This window comes from Tenuifilum sp. 4138str (genome assembly GCF_041102575.1).
Classification (GTDB): Bacteria; Bacteroidota; Bacteroidia; order Bacteroidales; family Tenuifilaceae; genus Tenuifilum; species Tenuifilum osseticum.
In genome coordinates this window covers 242,836-269,361 of the sequence record NZ_JBGCUE010000003.1, presented here as the reverse complement: position 1 = coordinate 269,361, position 26,526 = coordinate 242,836, and the positions used below count along the sequence as shown (strand labels likewise).

Sequence of the window (26,526 nt, the reverse complement as noted above, 5' to 3'; positions counted from 1 at the left end):
ATGGATTTTATTCAGGATTTCATTTACAGCTCGAACATTCCAATACTAACCGCTTTTTTGCTAGGGTTGGCAACGGCCATAAGTCCTTGCCCCCTGGCAACCAATATCACCGCTATAGCATATATCAGTAAGGATATTGAGAACCAACGCAGGGTATTCTACAGCGGCCTGGTTTACACCTTAGGCAGAGCCATTACCTATACAGCCATTGGGTTGTTATTCTTTTTTGGGGCGAGCCAATTTAAAATAGCTGGCTTTTTAAATAAGTACGGTGAACGTATAATTGGACCCGCACTTATTATTATTGGTCTGTTCATGCTCGATATTATAAAGATTAAGCTGGGCGGGGCAGGAAAACTTACTGAAAATTTTGGAGAAAAAGCCAAAAGCGGAAACTTTCTTAGTGTACTAATTATGGGAATGGCTTTTGCTTTAGCCTTTTGCCCCTATAGCGGAGTGCTCTACTTTGGAATGCTAATACCCATAACAATATACAGCGCTAAAGGGTTATACTTACCGGTCATATATGCGCTTGGCACAGGTTTGCCAGTTATCATATTTGCATACTTTATTGCATTTACAGTACATGGCATTGGGAACCTATACAATAAGGTAAAAACCTTTGAGCTATGGTTTAGGCGTGTGGTAGCCGTTGTCTTTATAGGCGTTGGAATTTACTACCTAAGCATTTTTCTTTTATAGCAATTTTAAACAAACCTTGAAATGGAAAACAAAAAGGAATTACAAATACTGTTCTGGATAATTTTCTTCTTTGCATTTGCCTTTTTCATGCCGATTGATAATGCAACCTTCAGAACAGCCATTGATGCCACGCTTGATTTAACGCGTTGGTACGCCCGTGAACACGTTGTGCTATGCCTGCTACCCGCGTTCTTTATTGCAGGGGTTATTTCTGTTTTTGTGAGCCAGGGCTCAGTATTAAGGTACTTTGGAGCTAATGCAAAAAAATGGCTTGCCTACACTGTTGCAGCAGTATCGGGTACCATACTGGCTGTTTGCAGCTGCACAATCCTACCCCTTTTCTCCAGTATACACAAACGCGGAGCGGGTCTAGGGCCAGCCATTGCCTTTCTGTACTCCGGCCCTGCAATCAACATTCTAGCCATTATTCTCACAGCCCGCATTTTGGGCATTGAAATGGGTATTGCCCGAACTGTTGGGGCTATTGCATTCAGTGTAATTATTGGCATAGCCATGTCACTAATCTACCGCAAGGAGGAACAAGCTAAACGCGAAGGACAAATGAACATAGTTCTACCTCCCGAAAAACGCCCCATGTGGCAAACTTCATTCCACTTCTTCACGCTGGTACTAATACTTGTTTTTGCCAACTGGGGAAAGCCTGCTGCCGACGATACATCGAGTGCATGGTATTATCTATACACCTACAAGTGGTACATTACCGGGTTTTTCGGCCTATTGCTCGCTTACTCTTTAATCTATATCCTTAAAATAAAATGGCAATGGGTAGCCGGAGCTATTGGTGCCACATTGTTGTCAGTAATACTGGCTAATATGTACATCGCCGATCCCAAAGTACTCCCGCTTGTACCCATGCTGGTAGGGATTATTGCTTTAGCCTTTATCACCCTAAAGGATAAAAATGATGACGAGAATAAGGAATGGACAATAGCCTCGTGGGGATTTGCAAAGCAAATCATGCCACTACTAGCAGTAGGGGTGGTTACTGCCGGATTCCTACTTGGATCGACACACGATGGGCAAACCATAGCAGGGGTTATACCCAACGAGTGGATTGCCTACCTGGTAGGTGGCAACTCAATATTTGCCAACTTTTTTGCATCCATTGTAGGGGCATTTATGTACTTTGCCACCCTAACCGAGGTTCCCATACTCCAAGGGCTACTTGCTTCCGGTATGGGTAAAGGGCCTGCTCTGGCTCTACTCCTTGCAGGGCCATCGCTATCGCTACCCAACATGCTTGTAATCAGAGGCGTGATTGGAACTAAGAAAACAGCCGTTTACGTTCTTTTAGTTGTGGTAATGGCAACCATTTCGGGCCTTATATATGGCTATTTCTTTTAGCCATGAAAGATTTTGATAACTTTATACGTAAAGCATGTATTGCACCATCACCGGATGTGGATAGCATCCGGTATGGTTGCAATTGATGTTCTAAAGCCCATCAATTTAAAATATAGCCCGAATCTTCATGGGGAAATGTAATATCAGAATTGTATTTTTTGATTTCAATTTATAACCCTCAAACACAATATAATGATTGGGTTAACCATAGTGGTTTCTGTGCTTCTAGTGGTATCGTTGCTTGCTGATGCTCAAAAGACCATTAGAGGTGTCACTCGGGGGCTAAAGATGTTTCTCAAATTGTTGCCAGCTCTGGTTACAATGCTGGCACTGGTTAGTATTATGTTCTTTATCATTCCAAACAATACTCTGGCCAGCCTAATAGGGAAGGATTCAGGCATTAAAGGCTACTTTATTGCTGCAGTCATTGGTTCGGTATCGCTTATCCCAGGATTTATTGCATTCCCGCTTTGCAAGATTCTTATTGTTAACGGAGTTGAATACTCCACGGTCGCAATATTCATCACCACCCTTACAATGGTAGGGTTAATAACCCTTCCGGTGGAAGCTAAGTTTTTTGGATGGAAGGTAAGTATCCTTAGGAATGTTGTAAGTTTTGTAGCAGCTATAGCAATTGGTATTATAATGATTTTTCTTTTATGAAAAATATAAAAAAATACTTCCTCCCTATTCTCTTCCTATTATTTATAGGATTTTCATATTTGTATGACAATAGAGCAGGGGAACAAATTGCCTTAAATTTCTGGATGTTTTTTAAGGAGATGATACTCTTCCTTCCATTGATGTTCATTCTTATAGGACTTTTTGATGTTTGGGTGCCCAGAGAAAAAATAGAAAAACATATTGGAGAGGACTCGGGTTGGAAGGGAACGCTCCTGGTTATTCTTTTGGCATCGCTTCAGGCTGGCCCACTTTACGGAGCCTTTCCCTTTGCCTATCTACTCTGGATTAAGGGCTGTAATATCCGAAACATATTTATTTACCTTGGGGCATACTCCACCATTAAAATTCCGATGATAACCTTCGAGATAGGATTTTTGGGGCTCAAATTCTCGCTCCTGAGAACTCTAATAACCCTGCCAATATTCATACTCATTGGCTTTGCCATGGAAAAGTACTTAAAAGGGAAAAAGTTTGAAGTTAAACAACCATAACAATAAAGTTAGCTATGAAACCAGCACTCCTTGCAGCACTTGTATTTTTTTCAAAATACATTGCAACTGCTCAAACATCCGATTCCACATTCAAACCAAATGGTAAACCAATAATTCAGGTTTTTGGCAATTTCGATTACAACGCCACCAAAAATGCAAAAAAGACCTACGGATTTTGGTTTGGCCGTGCACACTTTGGCTACGAGTACCAGTTCAGCAAGCAAATCTCGGGTAAAATTATTATTGATGCAGGTCGCCCAACCACGGTTGGACAGATTGAAGTGCGAGATACATCGGGCAATAGCCTTGATGTTACCAATAAATCGAAGGAGGGCAGCTACTACACAATGACCTTAAAGTTCGCATCCATTGAGTGGAAACCCAATAGCTTTGTTAGAATACAGGCTGGCGGCGTTTTGCAGAACCATTACATTACGCAGGAGAAGTTTTGGGGTTACCGCTATGTTGCACCTACCTTTCAGGATAAGTATTACGGAATACCCAGTGGCGATTTGGGGATAATCGGGTATTTTACGGTTAACGAGATGCTCGGTTTCGATATTGCGCTAACCAATGGCGAGGGCTTTCGGTACGACCAGGATGAATACGGCGATGTTAAGATAGCCGGAGGCATTGATTTTAACCCAATAAAGGGGCTACAAACCCGATTTTACACCGATTACACAAAATCGGACAACCCGCTAAAACCATCGGAGCAACAGCTATTCTCGATTTTTACCGGCTATAAATTGGATGATAAGTTCAGAATTGGCGCCGAGTATAACTACCGCAAGAATCATTTAAACATAAACAAACATAACCTTTACGGATTATCGGTTTACTGTAGCGTTTCCGTTGCAAAGAATGTGGAGCTATTTGGCCGTTTCGACCAGCTACAGGCCAACACCATAAGCGGCGATGCACAAAGCTGGTATTACAGTGGAATTGGGAATACTTATATTGCTGGAATTCATTACAATCCTGTTAAAGGGGTAAACATTTCACTAAACTATCAGGGTTGGAAACCCAAAGACAGCAGTGTTAATTTTCAGAATCATATAGTGTTAAGCTTTGAGTATAAACTTTAAAAAAACTAACATATGAAGTTAAACGAAAAACAGGCCAACGTGCTTTCAATGTTCATCATGGTTGCCATAATGACTTGCGTTGTAACGCTAGTGATGGCTCTTTTGAACCATGGTTTCGAATTATTAATATGGATGAAGGGTTGGGGAATCTCTTTCCTCGTTGCATTTCCAACGGTTTTAGTAGTAATGCCTATCACAAAAAAAATTGTTTCAAAACTTGTAAAAAAATAATTTAATATGGAAAACAAAGAAAGACATGGGTGCCTATGTGGCGTTGATGAGTACATGGTTTTAGCCTGTTCAGGCGCTTGCGATTTAGGACAAGTAACCGATTTGGTTGCCCGCAATCTTAGAGATAATGGAGTGCGAAAGATGAACTGCCTAGCAGTGATTGGAGCAGGTATAGAGCCGTCCATCGAGGCCTTCAAATCAAAGAATATACTTATGCTCGATGGTTGCCCCACCGATTGCGGTAAACGCATACTGGATAGACATGGTTTTACCGATTACAAATACTTTAGGGTAACCGATTTGGGTTACAAAAAAGGACAAACCCCTGTAACCGAAGAGGTGGTAAATAAAGTGTACAAAAAGGTTGAAGTTATATATTGATTCACAAAATCGATAAATATTAACTCAACCAAAGACTCAGCAATTTATTATAGTAATTTGTTAGGGATAAGTTTATTAGTTTATCAAATAAACATTAACAAGCTGATTGACATGACTATCATGCCACCAATAAGTCCGTAAATGGAAAGGTGGTGCTCACCATACTCGCGGGCAGCAGGAAGTAACTCATCAACAGAGATAAACACCATTATACCTGCAACTGCGGCAAACAGAATTCCAAATGTAACGCCATTAATAAACGGCATAAGCAGCAAATATCCAACTATAGCACCAATAGGCTCAGCAAGACCCGAGAGGAACGATAGCCTAAACGCCTTTCGCTTATCGCCTGTAGCATAGAAAATGGGTACTGAAACAGCAATACCTTCAGGAATATTATGTATTGCAATGGCAACAGCAATGGCAATCCCCAAGTTAGGGTTCGATAAAGCTGCGGTGAACGTGGCCAAGCCCTCGGGGAAGTTATGGATGGCGATGGCTAAGGCTGTAAAGAGCCCCATGCGCATCAGCTTCCCTTTACGCTTTCGGCCACTTTCTGCATCCTCAACCAGCATAACCTCGTGGGGGTTTTCCTGCTCGGGTATAAACTTATCAATCAGCGCAATAACCGCCATACCTCCGAAAAAGGAGGCAACCGTAATCCATGAACCTAAATGTAAGCCAATTGCATCGACCAGCGACTCACGTGCCTTGGAAAAAATTTCAATAAACGACACATAAATCATCACGCCAGCCGAAAACCCTAGCGCAAGCGACAGAAACTTAGTATTGGTATGCTTTGAAAAAAAAGCAATAGCACTCCCAATACCTGTTGAAAGACCAGCAAAAAGTGTTAAACCAAATGCTATAAGAATATTTGACATCTCATACTCCATATCTCACGGTATTAAATGAACCTTAGTAAACAAAGTTAACCAAAATAAGTTTAGTAGGACCCTATCCTAACTTCCAACTAGTTCATTATAGCTTTTCACCTCCATTTGGATATTATCGGTATTCAGAAACGCCTCAATAAAAGCGGCTGCAAGTCGAGCATTGGTAATTAGCGGGATGTTGTAATCAACAGCTGAACGGCGAATGGTATAGTCGTTATCGAGCTCGCTGCGCGAGAGATTTTTAGGGATATTGATTACCAAATCAACCAGTCGATTCTGAATAAGATTCAGGCTATTGGGAGCATTTTCTGGCTCATCGGGCCAGGAAACGGCAATGGCAGATATGCCATGGTCGTTAAGGAACGATGCAGTTCCCCTTGTTGCATAGATTACAAAACCGCGCCTGGCCAAACGGGCAATGGGATCGATAAGGGAGAGTTTTGACCTTAAAGGCCCAGATGAAACCAAGATTGAACCCTGTGGAATTCTATGCCCTACCGACAACATCGCTTTAAGCAAGGCCACATTAACACTTTGCCCAATGCAGCCAACCTCACCGGTTGAGGCCATCTCAACACCCAGCACCGGGTCGGCAAAGGTAATCCTTCCAAATGAGAACTGTGAGGCTTTTACGCCCACATGGGCAATATCGAGCATCGATGGTGGATTGGTTTTAGGTGCTACACCCATCATAAAATCAACGGCAACGGCTATCATATCAAAATTCATCACCTTTGAAACAAACGGAAAACTTCTACTTGCCCTGAGGTTGCACTCTATTACCTTTATTTGGTTGTTCTTTGCCAAAAACTGAATGTTAAAAGGGCCTGTAATTTTTAGTTCGGCTGCAAGAGCTGCAGCAACACGCCTAATACGGCGGATGGTTTCCAGGTAGAGGCGCTGGGGCGGAAATACCAAGGTAGCATCGCCCGAGTGAACGCCAGCAAACTCAATATGTTCCGATACGGCATCAACAAATATCCGACCATTATTAGCCACAGCATCGTATTCAATTTCCTTTGCCCCTTCGATAAACTCAGAGATTACAACCGGGTGGGCTTTGGACACTTCGGCTGCAACAGTTAAGTACTCGTTCAAATCGTCGGCGTTTGAAACCACATTCATTGCCGAACCCGAAAGGACGTAGGAAGGACGAATTAAAACGGGATAACCAACACGATTTACGAACTCCTGCACCTGTTCCATGGTGGTTAACTCCTGCCACTCTGGCTGATCGATACCGAGTTTATCGAGCAAAGCCGAGAATTTTTGTCGATCTTCGGCCATATCAATTGAAACGGGTGAGGTTCCCAGAACCATCACCCCTGCTTTACTCAGCCTTCCTGCCAGATTATTGGGTATTTGTCCACCAACCGATACTATTACACCTAACGGACGCTCAACCTCAACAATATCCATCACCCTCTCAAAGGAAAGCTCGTCAAAGTAAAGCTTATCGCATACGTCGTAATCGGTACTTACGGTTTCGGGGTTGTAGTTCACAACAATCGCCTCAAATCCCAAGCGCCGGAGCTCCTTTACTGCACTAACGGTGCACCAATCAAATTCAACAGAACTACCAATACGATATGCACCTGAACCCAAAACAAGAACTTTGGGCTTAGGTTTTACGGATGTATCGTCCTCATTACCATGGTAGGTCATGTAAAGGTATGCTGTTTCCGATGGGAATTCGGCTGCCAATGTGTCAATCTGCTTTACACAAGGAACAATCCCACAGATTTTCCTGTAGTTCCGTACTTGCTGTTGGTACTGCTCAATTTTATTGTTGGATGGATTGTAAATGATACGAGCCAACTGGAAATCGGAAAAGCCTTTCCGTTTAGCTTGAACAACAAGTTCCGATGGCACTTGCTCAATGGCTGAGTAACCTGCAAGATGCCTGGAAAGTTCAACTATACCCTGAAGCTTATCGAGAAACCAACGATCAATTCTTGTGATTGCATTAATATCCTCCGCACTCCATCCTTGCTCAAATGCCTGGGCAATGGCAAAAATCCTTTGATCAGTAGGATTCTCAAGCATCTGTTTAAGGTCCGAAGGGTTAAAATGCTGATTTGCTACAAGCCCATGCATTCCCTGCCCTATCATCCTAAGGCCTTTTTGAATGGCTTCCTCAAATGAACGGCCTATGGCCATAACCTCACCCACGCTCTTCATAGCCGACCCAATTTGGCGCGATGCCCCCTTAAACTTAGCCAAATCCCATCGGGGTATTTTTACCACAACATAGTCGAGGGCAGGTTCAAAGAATGCCGTTGTTTTCTGGGTAACGGAGTTTTTTAGCTCAAACAGGCCATAGCCTAAACCTAACTTGGCAGCTACAAATGCTAGTGGGTAACCGGTAGCTTTGGATGCCAAAGCCGATGAGCGCGATAAGCGAGCGTTTACCTCAATCACTCTATAATTCTCACTACTAGGATCGAGCGCAAACTGAACATTACACTCCCCTACTATTCCCAGGTGACGAACGATTTTTATTGAGAGTGCCCGTAAATTATGGTACTCGGAGTTTGATAGCGTTTGCGAAGGCGCAACTACTATGCTTTCGCCAGTATGAATGCCTAATGGGTCGAAGTTTTCCATATTGCAAACTGTTATGCAATTATCGAACCTATCGCGCACCACCTCGTACTCAACCTCTTTCCAGCCCTTTAGCGATTCTTCAACCAGTATTTGTGGTGCATAAGTGAGCGCATTGGTTGCCAAAGCCTTTAACTCTTGCGGATTTGAGCAAAATCCGCTACCCTGCCCTCCCAGAGTAAAGGCAGCACGAACAATAACAGGGTATCCAATTTGTTGAGCGGCATCAATCGCTTCAGTCACAGTATTCACGGCAATGCTTCGTGGAGTGCTCACCCCGATTTGGTTTAACTCTTTAACAAAGAGTTCCCGATCCTCAGTGTTGATAATAGTGCTAACTGGCGTACCAAGCACTTCAACATTGAACTCCCGGAGTGTTCCATTCTGGTAAAGCTCCACCCCGCAGTTTAGTGCGGTTTGTCCACCAAACGAGAGGAATATTCCATCGGGGTGTTCCTTCTCAATGATTTGTCGGACCGTTTCGGGTTTTACTGGTTCAAAGTAGATGGTATCGGCCACATCCTGACTGGTTTGAACCGTGGCAATGTTGGGATTTACCAGAACTGTTGCTATTCCCTCCTCCTTTAGTGCCTTTAGCGCCTGTGAACCGCTGTAGTCGAATTCGCCGGCCTCGCCAATCTTAAGCGCTCCCGAACCAAGCACTAAAACTTTGCTGTATTTGGGTAAATGTGGCATATAAATCTATTTTACTTGTTGTCAATTAGGTTAATAAACTCATCGAACAGGAACTCGGTATCGTTTGGTCCTCCCGAAGCCTCCGGATGAAACTGAACTGCAAAAAAAGGCTTGGCTTTATGCCTTATACCCTCGCAGGTTCCATCGTTCAGGTTTTCAAACATCACCTCCCATTCTTCGGAAAGGGTCGATGGCTCAATTGCAAAACCATGGTTTTGCGAGGTAACAAAGCAGCGGTCAGTCCCTTTTAGCCTCACAGGCTGATTATGCCCCCTATGACCATAGGGTAGCTTATAGGTATTTGCCCCTGAGGCCAAAGCCAAAAGCTGATTACCCAGGCAAATTCCCATTACCGGTTTATCCATTTCAATTAGCCGACGAATATTCTCAATGGTTTCAATGTTCACCTTGGGGTCGCCCGGACCATTGGAGATGAGAACACCATCGAATTGCTGGCTCAAAAAGTTATAGTTGAAAGGCACGCGAATAACCTGTACATCGCGTCTTAAAAGGCAACGCAGGATGTTGTTTTTTACTCCGCAATCAACCAGAACAATTGTTTTCTTTCCATTCCCATAGGTAATTGGTTTTGCCACCGATACATGTGCAACCGGGTTATCGGCATTGGGATCGTACCAATCCGTATCGCCATCAACTATAATTTTTCCCAACATACAACCCTTTTCGCGCAATTGTTTGGTAAGCTTGCGGGTATCAATACCGCTTATTGCCGGAATCTTGTTTTCATTTAGCCATTGCCCTAGGCTTTTGTTTGCATTCCAGTGACTATAATTTTGGCTGTATTCGCACACCACTAAGCCCTTAATGTGAATCATGCTCGATTCCCAATTCTGTTCAATTCCTCCTAAAGGATTAGGTTCGGGCACCCCATAGTTACCAACCAAGGGGAAAGTGGCCACAAGAATTTGTCCGAAGTACGATGGATCAGTTAAACTCTCGGGATATCCATTCATTGCCGTGTTAAAAACAACCTCACCCGATGTGTTCCCGGTATACCCAAACGAGTAACCAGTAAAAACTGAGCCGTCCTCCAGCACAAGCTTTGCTTTTTGTTGTTGATTCATTCTGGAATAATTTAAGAGATTTATAGTTTGAAGTTCGATAAATCAACGTTAAACTGAACGCTTGCAGCCCTTTCCTGTATGACAAAAAAAAACCTGCCAAAACTGGCAGGTTATCAATAGAGTTAACTGAAAGTATTGTTTGTTCGAAACCTGTATGCTTTACTGACAGCAATATTTTTTTAAGTGGAATCATGTCCTGAATGTTCATACAAAACTACAACTTTTTTCTAAAAATCAAAACTTTACAAAAAAGAACCGAAAGAGTTTGCATAATACAACTTTTGATATTTAAATTTGAGATTCAATTTGAATAAAATGGAGAACGAAGTTAAGCAGGCGTACCTTAAGTATTTTGAAGATTATGTTCAACGCAAGCTCGAAGATACGCTTAATGCGTTTTCTCCTGATTTTAACATGATTGGAACTGGAGTAGATGAGTTCAGCGTAACATATCAGCACTCAACTGAACTATTCCGACGGGAATTCGCCCAGGCACCCGAACCTTTTACCTATCAGTTTAAAACTTTAAAGGTATGTCCCATTACAGCCGATTCGGCCTATGTAATGGGTTTAGTTGACATGAAGTTCCTGCTCCCAACCGGCGAGTTTGAATACACAAACAATAGAACAACTGCCATTCTTCGTAAAGAAAAGGGTGAGTGGAAAATTATTCACGGGCATTGGTCGCAGCCCACAGAAATGCAACAGGAGGGCGAAAGTGTGCCCCTATCGGCTGTACTCAAGCAAAACAGGGAACTTAAGAATCAGCTTATTATCAAACAACAGGAGCTGGAAAAACAGAACCAGCAGCTAAAGGAAATGAACCAATCGCTTTCAAAGCTTTTCTCTATTGTGTCGCACGACCTTAAAAGTCCATTCAACGCCTTTCTGGGAATAACTGACCTTATGCTGATGAACTTTGAGGACGATTTTGAAAACAAGGAGTATTTTCAGCTTCGCCTTCAGCTGCTAAACGACCTTGCCCACAACCTTTATGATTTAACCGAGAATCTTCTAAACTGGGCAAAGCTAAACTCCAATGCCATTGAGCCCAAATACAGGGAAATCCCAATAGACTCCCTGATACAAAAGCAGGTAAACGTTCTGCGCCCCATTTGGCAAAAAAAACGAATCACGCTAACAGAAGAAGTTCCCGTTGAACTTATGGTAAACACCGACCCCGATATGCTGGCTGTCATCATTCGTAATCTGGTTTCAAACGCCATAAAGTTCACTTACCCGGAAGGTGAAATAAAAATCCAGGTTAGCAATGAGCCCACTACCCTTTCCATCAAAATTGTTGATAATGGTATTGGTATGACAGCCGAACAGCTTAAAAATCTTTTTAAGAATTATCAATCAAGCAGAGGAACCGATAACGAAAAAGGTACTGGAATAGGTCTGTTTACCTGCAAAGAGTTAACCAACAAGCTAAAAGGCAACCTTAAATTTATCTCCGAACCAAACAAAGGGACAACAGCAATTGTTGAATTACCCAAATAACCATTTCCAGTAATGGCACCGATTCCAAAAATTGTTCGGTGGATTGAACTGGCTGCCCTTTTTGTTGGGCTACCTGTAGCTTTCTACTTCAACAACCTGAAATTACCCAAAAGCATTCCGCTTTTAGTAGTGTTTTTAATTGCACTATTTTATTTACTAACCACCAAATCGTTTAGTAAAAAATCGTTTGGATTTAATGGATACAGAAGCTGGAGAACGCTTAGCTTGCGTATTCTCATTTCGCTACTGGCAATAAGTTTACTTAGTTTTATCTTCCTTCCTAGTGAGCAAATCTTTTACTTACCATTACATAGGACAGAACTTTGGCTACTAATCATGGTTTTTTACCCCATTTGGTCAGCCTTTACGCAGGAAGTTATATACCGTGGGTTTTTCTTCCACCGATACACACCCCTTTTCAAAAATGATAAAATTGTTATCACATTAAATGGGATTCTTTTTGGATTACTTCATATAATATTTAGAAACTGGATAGCTGTTGCTGGTGCTACCATAATTGGTTTTGTTTGGGCATATAGCTACTTTAAACATCGCTCAATACTAGTAGTATCATTAGAACATGCAATTGTTGGCAATTACCTATTCACCATTGGGTTAGGTTACTTCTTTTATGTACCCGATTTTTAGTCCTATTATAGAATTAGCCAAATTTAAAACCATCAATTCAAGCCTGCACTGAATATTTTTTACCCCGATGAGTGGATTGTCCCGTTTGCCGGTAACTGAATATCTTTATAATGACATTGAAAAAGATAAAGTATTTGCCCAGGATTAAAAAGAGCATTTATCGCATAGTTTACAAAAGGATATGAACTTTTTTTGTTGAGGTTAACTAACTTTCATTTTTTAAAACCAAACACCTTGCAGCTTGTTAATAAATAAATGCCTAAGGCATTTCCATTTAACAAACAAAAAATTAACTTTACAAACAGATTACTATGGCGACAACAATCTTAAAACCAGGCGATTTGGCTCCTGATTTCACTGGGAAGGATCAGGATGGTAAAACCATTAAACTATCGGATTTTAAGGGAAAAAAGTTAATCCTTTACTTTTACCCCAAGGACAACACCAGCGGTTGTACCGCTGAAGCTTGCAGCTTACGCGATGGTTATGATGATTTACAGAGCTTAGGCATGGAAGTGGTTGGCGTTAGCCCCGATTCCGAGAAATCGCATCAAAATTTTATTCATAAATACAACCTGCCTTTCCGCTTAATAGCCGATGTAGACCATGCGATTGCCGAAAAGTATGGAGCATGGGGTGAGAAAAAGATGTACGGTAAAGCATACTTTGGTATTCTCCGCACAACATATGTGATAAATGAAAATGGCACTATCACACATGTTTTTAATAAGGTTGATACCAAGGAACACGTAAAACAAATACTATCCGAAATAAATAAGTAAATGGAAGCAACTGAAAACAAGGAACGCAAGGAAATTAACAAGGAAAAGCTAAAAGCCCTTCAATCGACAATCGATAAAATTGAGAAGGATTTTGGTAAGGGTTCAATAATGAGGCTTGGCGATAAAGCCGTATCGGAAGTGCCAGTCATCTCATCAGGGTCAATAGCGCTCGATGCAGCCCTTGGGGTTGGTGGTTATCCCCGTGGGCGAGTGGTTGAAATCTACGGCCCCGAATCGTCGGGTAAGACCACTCTTGCCATCCACGCCATTGCCGAGGCTCAAAAGCAAGGCGGCCTTGCCGCCATCATCGATGCGGAACATGCTTTTGACCGCACCTATGCCGAGAAGCTTGGCGTTGATGTGGAGAATCTACTTTTTGCCCAGCCCGATAACGGTGAGCAAGCCCTTGAAATTGCCGATAACCTTATCCGCTCAGGCTCAATTGACATCATTGTAATCGACTCGGTGGCTGCCCTTACCCCTAAAGCTGAAATTGAAGGCGATATGGGCGATAGCAAGATGGGCCTTCAAGCCCGACTGATGTCGCAAGCGTTGCGTAAGCTCACTGCCACCATCAGCAAAACCAACACCTGCTGTATTTTCATCAACCAGCTACGCGACAAAATTGGCGTAATGTTTGGCAATCCTGAAACTACCACCGGTGGGAATGCCCTCAAGTTCTACGCTTCGGTTCGTGTTGATATCCGTAAGCTGAACCAACTTAAGGATGGAGAGGAATCGACCGGTAACCGCGTTAGGGTTAAAATTGTTAAGAACAAAGTTGCGCCCCCATTCCGCAAAGCCGAGTTCGATATTATTTTTGGTGAGGGAATATCCAAAACAGGTGAAATTATTGACCTTGGCGTTGAACTGAATATCATCAAGAAAAGCGGCTCATGGTTCAGCTATGGCGAAACCAAACTGGGTCAAGGCCGCGATGCTGTTCGCCAGCTCCTGCTCGATAATCCAGAACTATCAAACGAGATTGAAGCAAAAATCAGAGAAACACTCAAAGCGCAGTAAAACAACACATTAACCACACAATGCTGCCTCAAAAAGATAAAGGGCAACCGTTTTGAACCTATCTTAGCATTGCGTTCAATACTTAGCCTGAATAAAAAATCTTTTTGAGGCAGTTTCCTTTTATTTTACCATAAAATCACAATTTACCCAACACCTTTAGGTTTGAATCGAAAAAATTACTTACATTTATTTTTTGATTACAAACAGCTTACAACATGAAGAAGATTGTAACTATCAGCGCATTGCTGCTTATAATCCTTAGCTCCTGCGATACCATTCTTAACCGCCACCTCATCAAAGGCAGCGATAAACGCAAAGAGGTTCATGCCCAATTCGAGGAAAGGGTCAAGCTAATTGCTGCCTACGATTCATCCATTTACAAAATAATCAACTCAGAACTTACCACTAAAGAGCGCGAAGGGTTTGAGTTTCTTTACGCATACATGCCACTAAGCGATTTAGCAATGCACTCACCAGAGTATGTTCTGAAGAACGTTCAGCTAGCGCTAAAAGCGCGGAAAGAATTTAAGTGGGCAAGGAAAGTGCCAGCTGATATATTCCTTCACTTTGTCCTACCTTACAGGGTTAACAACGAGTACACCGATAACGCCCGCGAGATTTTCTTTGAGGAACTAAAGGAGCGCCTTCTGGGCCTCGATACATACCAGGCTGCGCTTGAGGTTAATTACTGGTGCCACGAGAAGGTTACCTACCAATCGACCGATGAGCGCACATGTGGGCCGCTAACAGCCGTTCGTTCAGCCTTTGGCCGCTGTGGCGAGGAATCGACATTTGCAGTAGCAGCCTATCGCTCAGTGGGCATACCAGCACGTCAGGTCTACTCACCCCGTTGGGCTCACACCGACGACAATCACGCCTGGGTGGAGGTATGGGTCGATGGTAAATGGCACTTCTTAGGCGCATGCGAACCTGAGCCTGAACTCGACCGTGGATGGTTTGCAGGACCTGCCAAACGAGCCATGATGACACGTACTTTTGTTTTTGGCAAATACAATGGCCCTGAGGAACAACTTAAACAAACCAACTTTTACACTGAGATTAACCTTATGCCTAACTATGCCCCTACCCGTAAACTCACCGTTACCGTAACCGATAGCACCGGGAACCCGGTTGAGGGCGCAAAGGTTGAATACCAGCTTTACAACTACGCCGAGTTTTACCCCATAGCCACCCTGCAAACCAATGCAAATGGCTTGTGTACTTTAACCACAGGGATTGGCGACTTGATGATTTGGGCACAAAAGGATAACACCTATGCCTTTTCCAAGGCCGACAGAAACCAAAACGATATTTACCTAACACTCAAAAAGGAAATCCCTTTTACTAACCTTTCCTTAACCCTTACCCCACCCGACGAACAAACTATTCCACCATACGATGAAAGTACAGCCGATGAACACAACCGCAGGGTTAAACAGGGGAATGAAATTCGTAGTAATTACATAAGCACCTTTATTGACTCGGCTTCAGCAGCCAATTTGGCCATGGAAAAGGGTATCAGTATTGATGAAACATGGAAATGGCTTTCAAAAAGCCGCGGCAACTGGAATGAGATTTACAACTACATAAAGAACTTGGACACTAAAGACATCTCAGTTGGAGTGGCCTTGCTTTCAACTCTTCGGGAAAAGGATTTACGCGATATTACCACTGATGTACTTTTCGACCACCTTTCGCGAATCGATTCTTTCCCTGCCCTGCTTGAAAGCCGCATGGTTAAAGAGTTTGACAGTTACATTCTTTCGCCCCGGATTGGCCGGGAATTTATTACGCCCTGGCGTAGTTTCTTGCAGGATGCATTTACCTTTGAGGAGATTGGTTTTTTCCGCAACAATCCTCAAAACATTGCCCAATGGATTAAAGAGTTTGTAACACTTGACACGGAAAGCAATTACTACCGTGTGCTGTTAAGCCCTGAAAGCGTTTACCGGATTCGCCGCGCCGATGAATATTCCATGGCTATTTTCTTTGTAGCAGCATGTCGCAGTTTTGGAATAGCTGCCCGATTGGAGCCAGCATCAAAAAAACCTCAGTACTTCATGAAAGGGAAGTGGATTGATGTAAATATCGCCGATGAAAAAGAGACACAGGCCACAACACCAACCGGAATGCTAATTATCAACCTCGATAAAAACTCGGCTGTTGAACAGCTAAAGTACTACACACACTTCACCATTGCACGGTTCGAAAAGGGAAAGTACTCAACCCTTGATTATGAGGAAAGTCCTTTATTCAACAAATTCCCTGCAGCACTTGAACTCCCAGAGGGTTTTTACCGGATAGTAACCGGTAACAGGCATAAATCGGGAGCTGTTAACTGCAATGTTTACTACGTCAGGGTTGAAAGTGGCAAAAAGATACAATTTACACTAACCATCCCATCAACCCAAACCGAGAAAATGGTTTTGGGAACCATTAGCACCGATATCACCATACCTTTTATCCAGAACCCCCAAACAATTGAACAGATTACCAAGGATAAACCAGCAATAGTCGCCATCATCGACCCGCTTGCTGAACCTACAAAGCATTTGCTTCGCGATATCAGCAGCCTAAGTAGCGAGTTTAGTGGCATAGGAAATAGTATTGCCCTTATTCTGGCAAGTGGCAAATCGGCAAAAACCGATTTGACATCCATTTTCGATGGAAAGCCCTACCCCAATACCATTACCCTCGGGAACGATATAAATGGTCAATTTGAGGCTAAGGTAGGGCAGGCAGTTGGCAAACAGCTGGAATACCCTGTTGTTCTTGTTGTGAACAACAACGGAGAGATAGTATATCATTCTTCGGGTTATAGCATAAACCTTGGCGAACAGCTACTTTCAGCACTAAAGCAGTAAACGATGTTTACCCTTGAGGTTTGCGCCAACTCTGTAGAGAGTGCCATTAACGCTCAAAAAGGCGGAGCAAATCGAATAGAACTCTGTGAGAACCTTTACGTTGGGGGTACCACCCCATCGTTTGGATGCATTGCCGAAACCCTTAACCAGCTAGATATTCCGGTTCACGTTCTTATTCGTCCCCGCCCAGGCGACTTTGTATACTCCGAAATGGAATTCCGCCAAATGCTCCGCGATATTGAGGTATGTAAAAAACTTGGGGTAAAAGGGGTTGTTAGCGGTATACTCCGGGCGAATGGTACTCTTGATAAGGGAAGAACTAAAGAACTGGTTTGGGCAGCCAAACCAATGACCTTTACCTTTCACCGCGCCTTCGACATAATGCCCGAACCTTTCAAAGCACTAGATGAAATTATCGAATGTGGATGCAATTTCCTACTAACGTCAGGGCAAAAAAACAAGGCCGTTGATGGCTTAGACCTGATAAGGCAATTAATTGCCGAGGGAGGTAACAAAATAGCCCTAATTGCCGGAGGAGGGATTAATCACAGTAATATCTTAGAGCTAGCACAGAAAGGTGTAACCCAGTTCCATATGAGCGGCAGCGAAATTGTAGCCCGGTACAATACCAACCATACCGGACTCTCATTTGTTTCGGTATTGCTTCCGGAAAATACCGTTCAGCAAACCAATGCCGAAACCATAGCCAGTACTGTGGCAAAGCTAAAACAATACTTCAACAAAAAGTAAATACTAACCAATGACTAGAGAAGAACTTGTAAAGCATGCAAAACTATTCCAGCGAGAGGAAATTACAGGCTACCAGGTTTATAAGAATCTGGCCAAATCAACAAACGACAAGAACAATAAAACTGTTTTAGCAAAAATTGCTGGTGAGGAACTCAAACACTACAATATTTTCAAACAGATATCGGGGGTTGATGTAGCCCCTCAAAAAACTGTAGTATGGTTTTTCACCATTTGCGGGAAAATACTTGGGCTTACATTCGCCTTAAGGCTTATGGAGCGACAGGAGGCAAAAATTCAGGATGTTTACGAACGAGTAATACCCTACATGCCCGAAGCCGAAGCCGTAAAAAAATCCGAAGAGGAACATGAAGACCAGCTAATTGCATTAATTCAGGAAGAGAGGCTTGATTATGCTGGCTCAATGGTTCTTGGACTTAACGATGCGCTGGTGGAACTAACTGGTGCTTTAGCTGGCTTTAGCCTTGCCATGCAAAACACCCGACTCATTGCAGTTGCCGGACTTATTACCGGTATTGCCGCTTCGCTCTCAATGGCTGCATCGCAGTACCTTTCCGTTAAAACTGAAAATGATGACCGACACGCGGGTAAATCGGCTATTTATACTGGTTTGGCTTATATATTTACCGTTGCAATACTGATTAGCCCTTTTCTACTGCTCACAAGCTACATGCTAGCCCTAGCAACAACACTACTGCTTGCAATAGCCATCATTTTCGCCTTCAACTTCTACATTGCAGTAGCTAAAAACCTCAACTTTAAGCATAGGTTCCTTGAAATGGTTGTTATTAGCTTAGGAGTTTCAGCGCTAACTTTTGGAATAGGCTTGCTGGTTCGAAACTACCTGGGAATTCCTATTGACTGACCTTAAACAAAAATTGATATGGAACCAAAAAATTACAAGTTCATTTCGCCTTTCGAGTTAGATGAAAACACCTTCGACCTGCTCGACAATCAATGGATGCTAATACTTGCTGGCAGCAAGGAAAAACATAACAGCATGACAGCCTCGTGGGGAGGATTTGGAATTCTATGGAATAAACCGGTAGCATTCGTATTCATCCGCCCTCAGCGCTACACATTACAGTTTGTGGAGCAAAACGATTACTTCACCCTCAACTTTTTTGAAGAGAAATGGCGTTCGGCACTGGAGCTATGTGGCAGCAAATCGGGTCGCGATATCGATAAAACAAAGGCAGCGGGATTAACCATTGCCGAATCGCTTAAGGCCATAGCCTTTCAGGAAGCCCGACTGGTGATTGAATGCCGAAAACTTTATATCGATGATATCAAACCCGAGAACTTTCTCGATAAGGAAATCATCAGTAAGCACTACCCTAAAAGCGATTTCCATAGACTATTTATCGCTGAAATCACATCGGTATACAAAAAAGAGGGTTGATGGCTTAAAGGAAATGTAACAATACAGCAGTGAGTAATAGCTTGAATCAAAAGGCTCCTTACTCATTGGATTCATCGTCGGCATCAGGCTCAAAGCTATCCCAATCAAAGCCCCCGAAACCGGAATCGAATAGTTCATCAATCTCGCGACGTTCCTTTTTGGTGGGGCGGCCCGTTCCGCGTTCGCGGTGTATGTTGAATGCCATGAACGATGGGTCAAGTTTCTGTAGTTCCTCGGGAGGAGTTAAGTTTTCCATATACGATTCAACCAGCTTAGCGCCAAGTCTGTTTTTGGGTAGGTCCTTCACCCTGAATGTATAGGTTACCGGGGGTTTTCGAACCTTTAGTGTATCCCCTACATTAATATCCTGCGAGGGTTTTAGCTCAATCCCATTACGGGTTACGCGACCTTTGCGGCAATACTCGGTAGCAAGGGTTCTTGTTTTAAACACCCTCACAAACCACAACCACTTATCAACCCTCATGGTCGGCATTCTATCGGCTATTGTAAAGGTTCATGGAGCGTTCAATACCAATTGTGCCAAAGGCAAGCACAGCCTCGCCGGCCAACGTTAGCCGTTCGGGCAGAACCTTCAGCTCCTCATCGATCCACTCACCCAAAACGTAATCGACCTGGCGGCCACGACTAAATCCATTACCAATTCCAAAACGAAGACGGGCATAATCCTGTGTGCCCAGCACTTCGTTTATATTCTTCAACCCGTTATGGCCACCGTCGCTACCTTTAGGCCTTAACCTAATTGTGCCAAGGGGTAAGGCAATATCGTCAACTACCACCAAGAGGTTTTCCAATGGGATATTTTCCTTTTGCAACCAGTAGTTTACCGCTTTACCGCTAAGGTTCATGTAGGTTGAGGGTTTAAGGAGTACAAATGTCCGCCCTTTATGCTTGTGCTGAGCAACAAAGCCGTAGCGGGCATCGGCAAAAGTAATGTTGGACGCCTTAGCAAGAGCGTCCAACACCATAAATCCTACATTATGTCGGGTGTTGGAATACTCACTTCCAATATTCCCTAACCCGGTAATTAAATACTTCAACTCTGAACTACTTATTTAGCTTGTTCCTGCTGAGCTTCGCGAGCAGCACGGGTCGATTTAATGGTAGCAATCACCATGCTCTTAGGCTCAACCACAGTAAACTTATCAAAACTGAGTTCAGCAACCATAATGCTCTTGCCAATTCCAAGATGGGTAACATCAATGGAGATGGCATCGGGCAGGTCCTTAGCTAAACCTTTTACCCTAATTTTGCGCACTACCTGCAAAAGTTTACCACCAGCCTTAACACCCTCAGCCTGTCCAACCAGGTTAACTGGCAACCCAATGGTTATAGGTTTGTTCTCCGAAACCTTAAGGAAGTCAACGTGTAGAATCTTATCGGTAACAGGGTGGTACTGAACCTCTTTAATAATGGCATCGTGCATTTTACCATCAACGTTAAGCTTTACAAGGTAAACAATAGGTGTGTAAATCACCTTCTTGAGTTCCTTCTCGCCTAACGAAATCATAATGTTCTCACCAGCACCGTAAATAACGGCGGGTACAAGCTCCGACTTGCGGCTGTGCTTAGCAGCTTTTTTACCGGTTTCGGTTCTAGGGGCTGCTGAAAGTTCAATTGTTTTCATTTACTCTTGATAATTTTTGTTATTACTTAGATACTACTCAGGGCTGTCCCTCAATCACATAACCAGCCCCCCATCGTACCCTATCATGAGGGAAATGGGCTGCAAAGATAGTAAAAAATATTTAAAACTAAATGATAAACTTTTCGCTGATTGACTGGTAGTTGTATACCTTATTGATAACATCGGCAAAAAACTCAGCAACCGAAAGCACCTTAATTTTGGAAGTATCCTTATCGGTACGCAGGGGTATGGTATCGGTTACAACCAGTTCGGTAAGCTTTGAGTCGCGAATGCGCTCATAGGCAGAGCCTGAAAGAACGGGATGCGTAGCAAAAGCTCGTACCGATGCTGCCCCTTTACCCATCATCAAATCGGCAGCCATGGTAAGGGTACCGGCGGTATCCACCATATCGTCCAGAATAATTACATGCTTACCCTCAATATCGCCAATAACAGTCATCTCGCCTACCTGATTTGCTTTCTCGCGGTTCTTGTGGCAAACAGCCAGCGATGAGTTTAGGAATCGAGAGTATGCGTTAGCACGCTTTGCTCCACCCATATCGGGAGCAGCAATCGCAATGTTTTCCAAATTAAGGCTTTTGATATAGGGTACAAATATTGATGACGCGTAAAGATGATCAACCGGCACATCGAAAAAGCCCTGAATCTGGTCAGCATGTAGGTCCATGGTCATTACACGATCGGCACCTGCTGCAACAAGCATATTGGCAACCAACTTTGCGCCAATGGCAACACGGGGTTTATCCTTACGATCCTGCCTTGCCCAACCAAAGTAGGGCATCACAGCCACCACCTTATACGCTGAGGCTCTATGAGCGGCATCAATCATCAGCAGCAACTCGAAAAGATTATCAACCGGTGGAAAGGTTGACTGAATGATAAAAACTGTACATCCCCTAACCGACTCATCGAATGAGGGTTGAAACTCACCATCGCTGAAAACAGTTAGGGTTGATTTTCCGAGTGGAATTCCAAAACTTTGAGCTATTCTTTCGGCAAGGTAACGCGAACTACGTCCGGTGAAGAACTTTATTTGGTGTTTGCTGTGCATTTTAGGATTTTTTTCCGTTAATGCTCGCAAATTTACAAATTTTATAGCTCATGTTCTACACCTGGCAATGAGTTATTTTTGCTTCCCGAAAAACCTGGTCAATGTAATTTAGCACATCCTCACGTCCTGTGCGAGTTACACACGATGTTGTAAAAATTGGAGGTAGTTCCTCCCACGATTCATGTAGCACTTTTTTGTGCAGCTCAATGTTCTGCTCAAGCACCATGCTGGAAACTTTATCGGTTTTGGTGAAAACAAGGGCAAATGGAACCTGGTTAACTCCAAGCCAGTTAATAAACTGGATGTCGATATCCTGAGGTTCAAGGCGGGAATCGATAAGAACAAAAAGCAGGTGCATATTCTCCCGCTTGAGTATGTAGTTAAGCACTATATCCGAGAACTTTTCGCGCTCACCCTTCGATACCTTAGCATAGCCATAACCAGGCAAATCGACCAGGTGCCATGAGTCGTTTATGAGGTAATAGTTGATGAGCTGTGTTTTGCCCGGTGTTTGCGAAACTTTAGCCAAGGCCTTGGTGCAGGTGAGCATGTTAATGAGCGACGATTTACCCACATTGGAACGACCGATAAATGCGTACTCAGGCAAATCGGTTTTTGGGCACTTTTGTACACTAGGATAGCTAGCCACAAACTTAGCTGTTCGAATCACCATAGCTTATAATTTTAGTTAAACAATTTGTCCCAGATCGGTTTCAAAGATACAACCCATCAGAAAGAAAATCAACTTTTTGTGAATAAAATTACAAATCGGGAATGGCAGGATGTAAGCCACTTCCCCAAAATCAACTTAGCGAATAACTCAAATGCGCTACCTTCAATAAACATCACAACCCTTTAGCATAAATGCTATCTGACTAGTACACAATATCTTAAAATTTGTTTGAAACAATTTACCTGAATTGTTGTTTAAGCTAAAAATATGTCGTATGTTTACGACATAAATACAATGGTATGAATAAGTCAGAAGTTTTTGACGAGAAGCTGCAGGAATTGGCAAGGTTTGCCAGGGCCATATCGCATCCAGCTCGGTTGGCAATACTCCAGTACCTTGCCGAAACCAAGACATGCATATCGGGCGATATTTCGCAGAACCTGCCGCTTAGCCGCACTACCGTTTCGCAGCATTTAAAGGAGCTAAAGGAACTAGGGCTCATACATGGCGAAATTGATGGACTACGGATAAACTACTGCCTCTGCTCGGAGAGCATACATAAATACCTCGATGAGTTTGACTCCTTTTTCGGTAAAGTAAGGAGCGCATCAGTAAATTGTGAGATTTAATCCATAAATAATTTAACTATGAAACTATCAGTAAAAGCAAAGGAAGAGCTATTAAAGGTTTTAGAAACCATTGATGAAAACTCAAAGGGAATCCGTATATACAGCACGCAGGGATGCTGTGGCCCTTCGGTGCAAATGGATGTTGCAAGCGCACCACAGCCCGGCGAAACTGCTACAAACATCGATGGTGTAGATTTCTACATCGAAGATTCATTAGCTGAAACCCTTGCCGAGGTTACCCTCGACCATAACGGGTTTGGATTCCTGATGAATGGCCTGAAAAAAAGCGGTAGTTGCTGCGGCTAAAAAACAGAATGCTATGGAAGCCAATCCCTTTTCTGGTAATGGTTTTATGAGCGGAGGTTTTCTCAACCTAACCCCACGCGATGCTTACTACGAGGCTAAAACAGGGAAAGCAATAATTGTTGATGTTAGGGAAGAGAACCTCACAGGCTATAAACGCTTCGACGTACCCAAGGTTATCTACTTACCTTTAAGTCAGCTTGAGCAGAACCTAGGGTTACTTCCCACTGATTTCCCGCTAGTAATTGCCGACTCAACAGGGTTGCGAAGCCACGAAGCAATGGAAATACTTATTGCCAGAGGTTTCACATTAGTTGCTAACCTTGCCGGCGGCATTGTTGAGTGGGAACGCGATGGGCTTCCGTTGGTAATCAACAACAAGGAACGCCTCGATGGCTCCTGTATGTGTCAGCTAAGGCCAAGGTTTAAGTAAACTTTAAATCAAAATGACAAGAATACTGATTTTATGCACAGGCAACAGCTGTCGAAGCCAGATGGCTGAAGGATTTCTGAAATCGTTCGATAAACAGCTAACAGTTGAGTCGGCCGGAACAGAACCGGCCATACAGGTAAACCCCAACGCCGTAAAGGTGATGGCCGAGGTGGGCATTGATATTAGCAAGAACAAACCCAAACTGGTTGACCAGTTTATTGGCCAGGAATGGGATTACGTGATTACGGTTTGCGATAATGCCAAGGAAACCTGTCCGGCATTCCTGGGAAATGTAAAGCATAGGCTTCACATTGGTTTTGAGGATCCGGCCGAAGCAAAAGGAACACCTGAAGAGGTTTTGGCGGTATTCCGAAAAGTTAGAGACCAGATTAAGGATAGGTTTAGTGAGTTTACTAAAACAATTTGATTCATGAAAAAGCGTCTGAAGTTTCTGGACAGGTACTTAACCCTGTGGATTTTTTTGGCAATGGCCATAGGTGTACTAAGTGGTCATTTTTTCCCGGGAATAGCTGATTTTTGGGATTCATTGAAACCTTCACCCGAAAGCACAACCAATATTCCCATTGCAATTGGACTAATACTAATGATGTATCCGCCCCTTGCAAAAGTAAAGTACGAGGAGCTTGGCGATGTTTTCCGAAATTACAGAATTCTATCGCTTTCGCTTGTTCAGAATTGGCTCATTGGGCCAGTACTCATGTTTGCGCTAGCAATAACTTTTTACAAGCTGTTTCCCAGCGAAACCAACCTGCAATACATGTACGGCATCATAATGATAGGGCTTGCACGTTGCATTGCTATGGTTATTGTTTGGAACGATTTGGCCAAAGGCGATACTGAGTATGCGGCTGGCTTGGTTGCTTTTAACTCTATCTTTCAGGTTCTTTTCTACTCGGTATACGCCTATGTATTTATAGCCATACTACCCGGCTGGTTTGGGATACCCACTAACAACTCTGTTGAACAGATTACCATTGGCCAAATAGCTGAAAGTGTTTTTATTTACCTTGGGATACCTTTTATTGCTGGTTTTATTACACGTTTTACCCTGGTTAGGTTAAAGGGCGATAATTGGTTTAACACCAAATTTATACCGAAAATAAGCCCATTAACTTTAATTGCGTTACTCTTTACGATTGTTGTGATGTTCTCCCTCAAAGGGGAATACATTGTAAAAATCCCCATGGATGTTGTACTTATTGCTATTCCTCTGCTCGCATATTTCGTAATAATGTTCCTTGTATCCTTCTTCATGAGCCGAAAAGCAGGTGCCACGTACGAGCAAACCACCACTCTCTCCTTTACAGCTGCTAGCAACAATTTTGAGCTTGCCATAGCCGTTGCCATTGCAGTTTTTGGCATCAGTTCAGGCGAAGCCTTTGCTGCCGTAATTGGCCCGCTGGTTGAAGTTCCTGTGATGATTGGACTTGTAAATGTTGCATTCTACTTCAAAAAAAGATTTTTTTAACCCACAAAAAACTATATAAGGCCCGCTAAGTTGGCGGGCTTTTTTTATTTTTACTGTATGGAAATTGAGCGTAAATTTTTGGTTGATCTCCCTAAATGGGAGAAACTAGACAAACCAAACCCTATAAGAATTGTACAGGGTTATCTTAGCACAAACCCTGAGCAAACTATAAGGGTAAGAGTTTGGGCCAATAAGGCCTTTATGACCATTAAAGGCAAAGTCCAAGGGATATCCCGCGAGGAGATTGAGTTTGAAATACCTACCGGTAAGGCCAATGAATTGCTTACCAAGTTTTGCAAAGCAGTTATCGAAAAAAACAGATACCTAATTGTTCATGATAGCAAAACCTGGGAGGTTGATGTGTTTGAAGGCGAAAACACTGGACTAGTACTTGCAGAGATTGAGCTTGGCTCGGAGGACGAAAAATTTACGGTACCCCACTGGATAACCATTGAAGTAACCGACGATTATAGATATTACAATTCGTATCTATCTGAAAACCCATACTCTAGCTGGAAAAAATGATTGACCATGATAACCATTGAGATACCCGGTAGAAGAGTTCTACGGATTGAGCACTTGGTGCTCGACTTTAACGGCACTCTTGCCATTGATGGCAAATTGATTGAAGGGGTAAGAGAACGCTTACAGCAATTATCAACTCAGCTGATGGTTCATGTGATTACCACCGATACCTTTGGAACCGCAACCCACGAACTAAGAGGTATTGACTGTAAAGTTAAGATACTTGAAAAGGGGCGGCAGGACAAGCAGAAAAAAATCTACATAAATGAGCTTGGGAAAAATAAATACGCCGCTATTGGCAATGGTTACAACGATTGGCAAATGCTAAAGCATGCTGCCTTGAGTATTGCAACAATTCAAGCAGAAGGTGCTTCAACGCTTTCCCTGAAGCAGGCTTTAATTGTATGCTACAATGTAAACCACGCACTCGATCTTTTACTTAATCCCAACCGTTTGGCAGCTACACTTAGAAGGTAAACGTAATTAATCAATCTATCTCCAGCATTTGTCAACCTTTATAAGTTTTCGGTAAAAAACACCCCAA

At 43.0% G+C, this 26,526-nt stretch carries 30 protein-coding genes; 22 read left to right on the top strand and 8 right to left on the bottom strand.

Annotation, left to right across the window (positions count from 1 at the left end; all coding sequences use genetic code 11):
* The 7 genes from AB6811_RS04795 to AB6811_RS04765 all read left to right on the top strand — a co-directional run bounded on the left by AB6811_RS04795 (position 1) and on the right by AB6811_RS04765 (position 4,942).
* On the top strand, positions 1–702 hold the full coding sequence (locus AB6811_RS04795; protein WP_369489300.1) for an aromatic aminobenezylarsenical efflux permease ArsG family transporter: 702 nt from the start codon (positions 1–3) through the stop codon (positions 700–702).
* A gap of 21 nt (positions 703–723) precedes the next feature.
* Positions 724–2,067: a permease gene (locus AB6811_RS04790; RefSeq protein WP_369489299.1), complete on the top strand. Its 1,344-nt coding sequence runs from the start codon at positions 724–726 to the stop codon at positions 2,065–2,067.
* Between the two features lie 192 nt (positions 2,068–2,259).
* Positions 2,260–2,730, top strand: a complete 471-nt coding sequence (locus AB6811_RS04785; RefSeq protein WP_369489298.1) for a permease — start codon at positions 2,260–2,262, stop codon at positions 2,728–2,730.
* Positions 2,727–3,242, top strand: coding sequence for a permease (locus AB6811_RS04780; protein ID WP_369489297.1), 516 nt, complete (start codon positions 2,727–2,729; stop codon positions 3,240–3,242). Before AB6811_RS04785 ends, AB6811_RS04780 begins: the two co-directional genes overlap by 4 nt.
* A gap of 14 nt (positions 3,243–3,256) precedes the next feature.
* Positions 3,257–4,330 carry a hypothetical protein gene (locus tag AB6811_RS04775; protein ID WP_369489296.1) on the top strand — a complete coding sequence of 358 codons (1,074 nt, stop codon included), beginning with the start codon at positions 3,257–3,259 and terminating at the stop codon, positions 4,328–4,330.
* A gap of 12 nt (positions 4,331–4,342) precedes the next feature.
* The gene (locus AB6811_RS04770) at positions 4,343–4,561 is read left to right on the top strand and encodes a DUF2798 domain-containing protein (RefSeq protein WP_369489295.1); all 219 of its coding nucleotides are present in this window, start codon (positions 4,343–4,345) and stop codon (positions 4,559–4,561) included.
* Positions 4,562–4,567: 6 nt separating this feature from the next.
* Positions 4,568–4,942, top strand: a complete 375-nt coding sequence (locus tag AB6811_RS04765; protein WP_369489294.1) for a putative zinc-binding protein — start codon at positions 4,568–4,570, stop codon at positions 4,940–4,942.
* An 83-nt stretch (positions 4,943–5,025) separates the two neighbouring features.
* On the opposite strand, the gene zupT is transcribed toward AB6811_RS04765, so the two are convergent.
* The 3 genes from zupT to carA form a co-directional block, all read right to left on the bottom strand.
* On the bottom strand, positions 5,026–5,838 hold the full coding sequence (gene zupT / locus AB6811_RS04760) for a zinc transporter ZupT (protein WP_439655709.1): 813 nt from the start codon (positions 5,836–5,838) through the stop codon (positions 5,026–5,028).
* Between the two features lie 66 nt (positions 5,839–5,904).
* Positions 5,905–9,138, bottom strand: coding sequence for a carbamoyl-phosphate synthase (glutamine-hydrolyzing) large subunit (gene carB, locus AB6811_RS04755; protein ID WP_369489293.1), 3,234 nt, complete (start codon positions 9,136–9,138; stop codon positions 5,905–5,907).
* An 11-nt stretch (positions 9,139–9,149) separates the two neighbouring features.
* Complete coding sequence (carA, locus tag AB6811_RS04750; RefSeq protein ID WP_369489292.1) at positions 9,150–10,223, bottom strand: glutamine-hydrolyzing carbamoyl-phosphate synthase small subunit; 1,074 nt, start codon at positions 10,221–10,223, stop codon at positions 9,150–9,152.
* 315 nt (positions 10,224–10,538) lie between these two features.
* On the opposite strand from carA, the gene AB6811_RS04745 reads away from it, so the two are divergent.
* The 8 genes from AB6811_RS04745 to AB6811_RS04710 all read left to right on the top strand — a co-directional run bounded on the left by AB6811_RS04745 (position 10,539) and on the right by AB6811_RS04710 (position 19,213).
* The gene (locus tag AB6811_RS04745) at positions 10,539–11,726 is read left to right on the top strand and encodes an ATP-binding protein (RefSeq protein WP_369489291.1); all 1,188 of its coding nucleotides are present in this window, start codon (positions 10,539–10,541) and stop codon (positions 11,724–11,726) included.
* Between the two features lie 12 nt (positions 11,727–11,738).
* Complete coding sequence (locus AB6811_RS04740) at positions 11,739–12,374, top strand: CPBP family intramembrane glutamic endopeptidase (RefSeq protein ID WP_369489290.1); 636 nt, start codon at positions 11,739–11,741, stop codon at positions 12,372–12,374.
* Between the two features lie 311 nt (positions 12,375–12,685).
* Positions 12,686–13,156, top strand: a complete 471-nt coding sequence (gene bcp, locus AB6811_RS04735; RefSeq protein WP_369489289.1) for a thioredoxin-dependent thiol peroxidase — start codon at positions 12,686–12,688, stop codon at positions 13,154–13,156.
* Positions 13,157–14,179, top strand: coding sequence for a recombinase RecA (recA, locus tag AB6811_RS04730; protein ID WP_369489288.1), 1,023 nt, complete (start codon positions 13,157–13,159; stop codon positions 14,177–14,179).
* A gap of 215 nt (positions 14,180–14,394) precedes the next feature.
* Positions 14,395–17,043, top strand: coding sequence for a transglutaminase family protein (locus tag AB6811_RS04725; RefSeq protein WP_369489287.1), 2,649 nt, complete (start codon positions 14,395–14,397; stop codon positions 17,041–17,043).
* Positions 17,044–17,046: 3 nt separating this feature from the next.
* Positions 17,047–17,793 carry a copper homeostasis protein CutC gene (locus AB6811_RS04720; protein ID WP_369489286.1) on the top strand — a complete coding sequence of 249 codons (747 nt, stop codon included), beginning with the start codon at positions 17,047–17,049 and terminating at the stop codon, positions 17,791–17,793.
* 10 nt (positions 17,794–17,803) lie between these two features.
* The gene (locus AB6811_RS04715; RefSeq protein ID WP_369489285.1) at positions 17,804–18,676 is read left to right on the top strand and encodes a VIT1/CCC1 transporter family protein; all 873 of its coding nucleotides are present in this window, start codon (positions 17,804–17,806) and stop codon (positions 18,674–18,676) included.
* 18 nt (positions 18,677–18,694) lie between these two features.
* On the top strand, positions 18,695–19,213 hold the full coding sequence (locus AB6811_RS04710) for a flavin reductase family protein (RefSeq protein WP_369489284.1): 519 nt from the start codon (positions 18,695–18,697) through the stop codon (positions 19,211–19,213).
* Between the two features lie 58 nt (positions 19,214–19,271).
* Here AB6811_RS04710 and AB6811_RS04705 read toward each other — a convergent pair whose 3' ends face one another.
* The 5 genes from AB6811_RS04705 to yihA form a co-directional block, all read right to left on the bottom strand.
* Positions 19,272–19,697, bottom strand: coding sequence for an RNA-binding S4 domain-containing protein (locus tag AB6811_RS04705; protein ID WP_369489283.1), 426 nt, complete (start codon positions 19,695–19,697; stop codon positions 19,272–19,274).
* Between the two features lie 10 nt (positions 19,698–19,707).
* On the bottom strand, positions 19,708–20,271 hold the full coding sequence (gene pth / locus AB6811_RS04700; protein ID WP_369489282.1) for an aminoacyl-tRNA hydrolase: 564 nt from the start codon (positions 20,269–20,271) through the stop codon (positions 19,708–19,710).
* A gap of 11 nt (positions 20,272–20,282) precedes the next feature.
* Positions 20,283–20,858 carry a 50S ribosomal protein L25/general stress protein Ctc gene (locus AB6811_RS04695; protein WP_369489281.1) on the bottom strand — a complete coding sequence of 192 codons (576 nt, stop codon included), beginning with the start codon at positions 20,856–20,858 and terminating at the stop codon, positions 20,283–20,285.
* Positions 20,859–20,985: 127 nt separating this feature from the next.
* Positions 20,986–21,930 carry a ribose-phosphate diphosphokinase gene (locus AB6811_RS04690; protein WP_369489280.1) on the bottom strand — a complete coding sequence of 315 codons (945 nt, stop codon included), beginning with the start codon at positions 21,928–21,930 and terminating at the stop codon, positions 20,986–20,988.
* Between the two features lie 55 nt (positions 21,931–21,985).
* Positions 21,986–22,603, bottom strand: a complete 618-nt coding sequence (gene yihA, locus AB6811_RS04685) for a ribosome biogenesis GTP-binding protein YihA/YsxC (protein WP_369489279.1) — start codon at positions 22,601–22,603, stop codon at positions 21,986–21,988.
* Positions 22,604–22,902: 299 nt separating this feature from the next.
* Here yihA and AB6811_RS04680 point away from each other — a divergent pair, with 299 nt between their 5' ends.
* Genes AB6811_RS04680 through AB6811_RS04650 form a run of 7 tightly spaced genes read left to right on the top strand, consistent with a single transcriptional unit; the run spans position 22,903 to position 26,459 of the window.
* Complete coding sequence (locus AB6811_RS04680) at positions 22,903–23,232, top strand: ArsR/SmtB family transcription factor (RefSeq protein ID WP_369489278.1); 330 nt, start codon at positions 22,903–22,905, stop codon at positions 23,230–23,232.
* An 18-nt stretch (positions 23,233–23,250) separates the two neighbouring features.
* Complete coding sequence (locus tag AB6811_RS04675; protein WP_369489277.1) at positions 23,251–23,538, top strand: hypothetical protein; 288 nt, start codon at positions 23,251–23,253, stop codon at positions 23,536–23,538.
* Positions 23,539–23,551: 13 nt separating this feature from the next.
* The gene (locus tag AB6811_RS04670) at positions 23,552–23,968 is read left to right on the top strand and encodes a rhodanese-like domain-containing protein (protein WP_369489276.1); all 417 of its coding nucleotides are present in this window, start codon (positions 23,552–23,554) and stop codon (positions 23,966–23,968) included.
* Positions 23,969–23,981: 13 nt separating this feature from the next.
* Positions 23,982–24,395, top strand: coding sequence for an arsenate reductase ArsC (locus tag AB6811_RS04665; protein WP_369489275.1), 414 nt, complete (start codon positions 23,982–23,984; stop codon positions 24,393–24,395).
* 3 nt (positions 24,396–24,398) lie between these two features.
* Positions 24,399–25,457 carry an ACR3 family arsenite efflux transporter gene (gene arsB / locus AB6811_RS04660; RefSeq protein WP_369489274.1) on the top strand — a complete coding sequence of 353 codons (1,059 nt, stop codon included), beginning with the start codon at positions 24,399–24,401 and terminating at the stop codon, positions 25,455–25,457.
* A gap of 57 nt (positions 25,458–25,514) precedes the next feature.
* Positions 25,515–25,982: a CYTH domain-containing protein gene (locus tag AB6811_RS04655; RefSeq protein WP_369489273.1), complete on the top strand. Its 468-nt coding sequence runs from the start codon at positions 25,515–25,517 to the stop codon at positions 25,980–25,982.
* A gap of 6 nt (positions 25,983–25,988) precedes the next feature.
* Positions 25,989–26,459, top strand: coding sequence for an HAD family hydrolase (locus AB6811_RS04650; protein WP_369489272.1), 471 nt, complete (start codon positions 25,989–25,991; stop codon positions 26,457–26,459).
* Positions 26,460–26,526 lie beyond the last annotated feature (67 nt).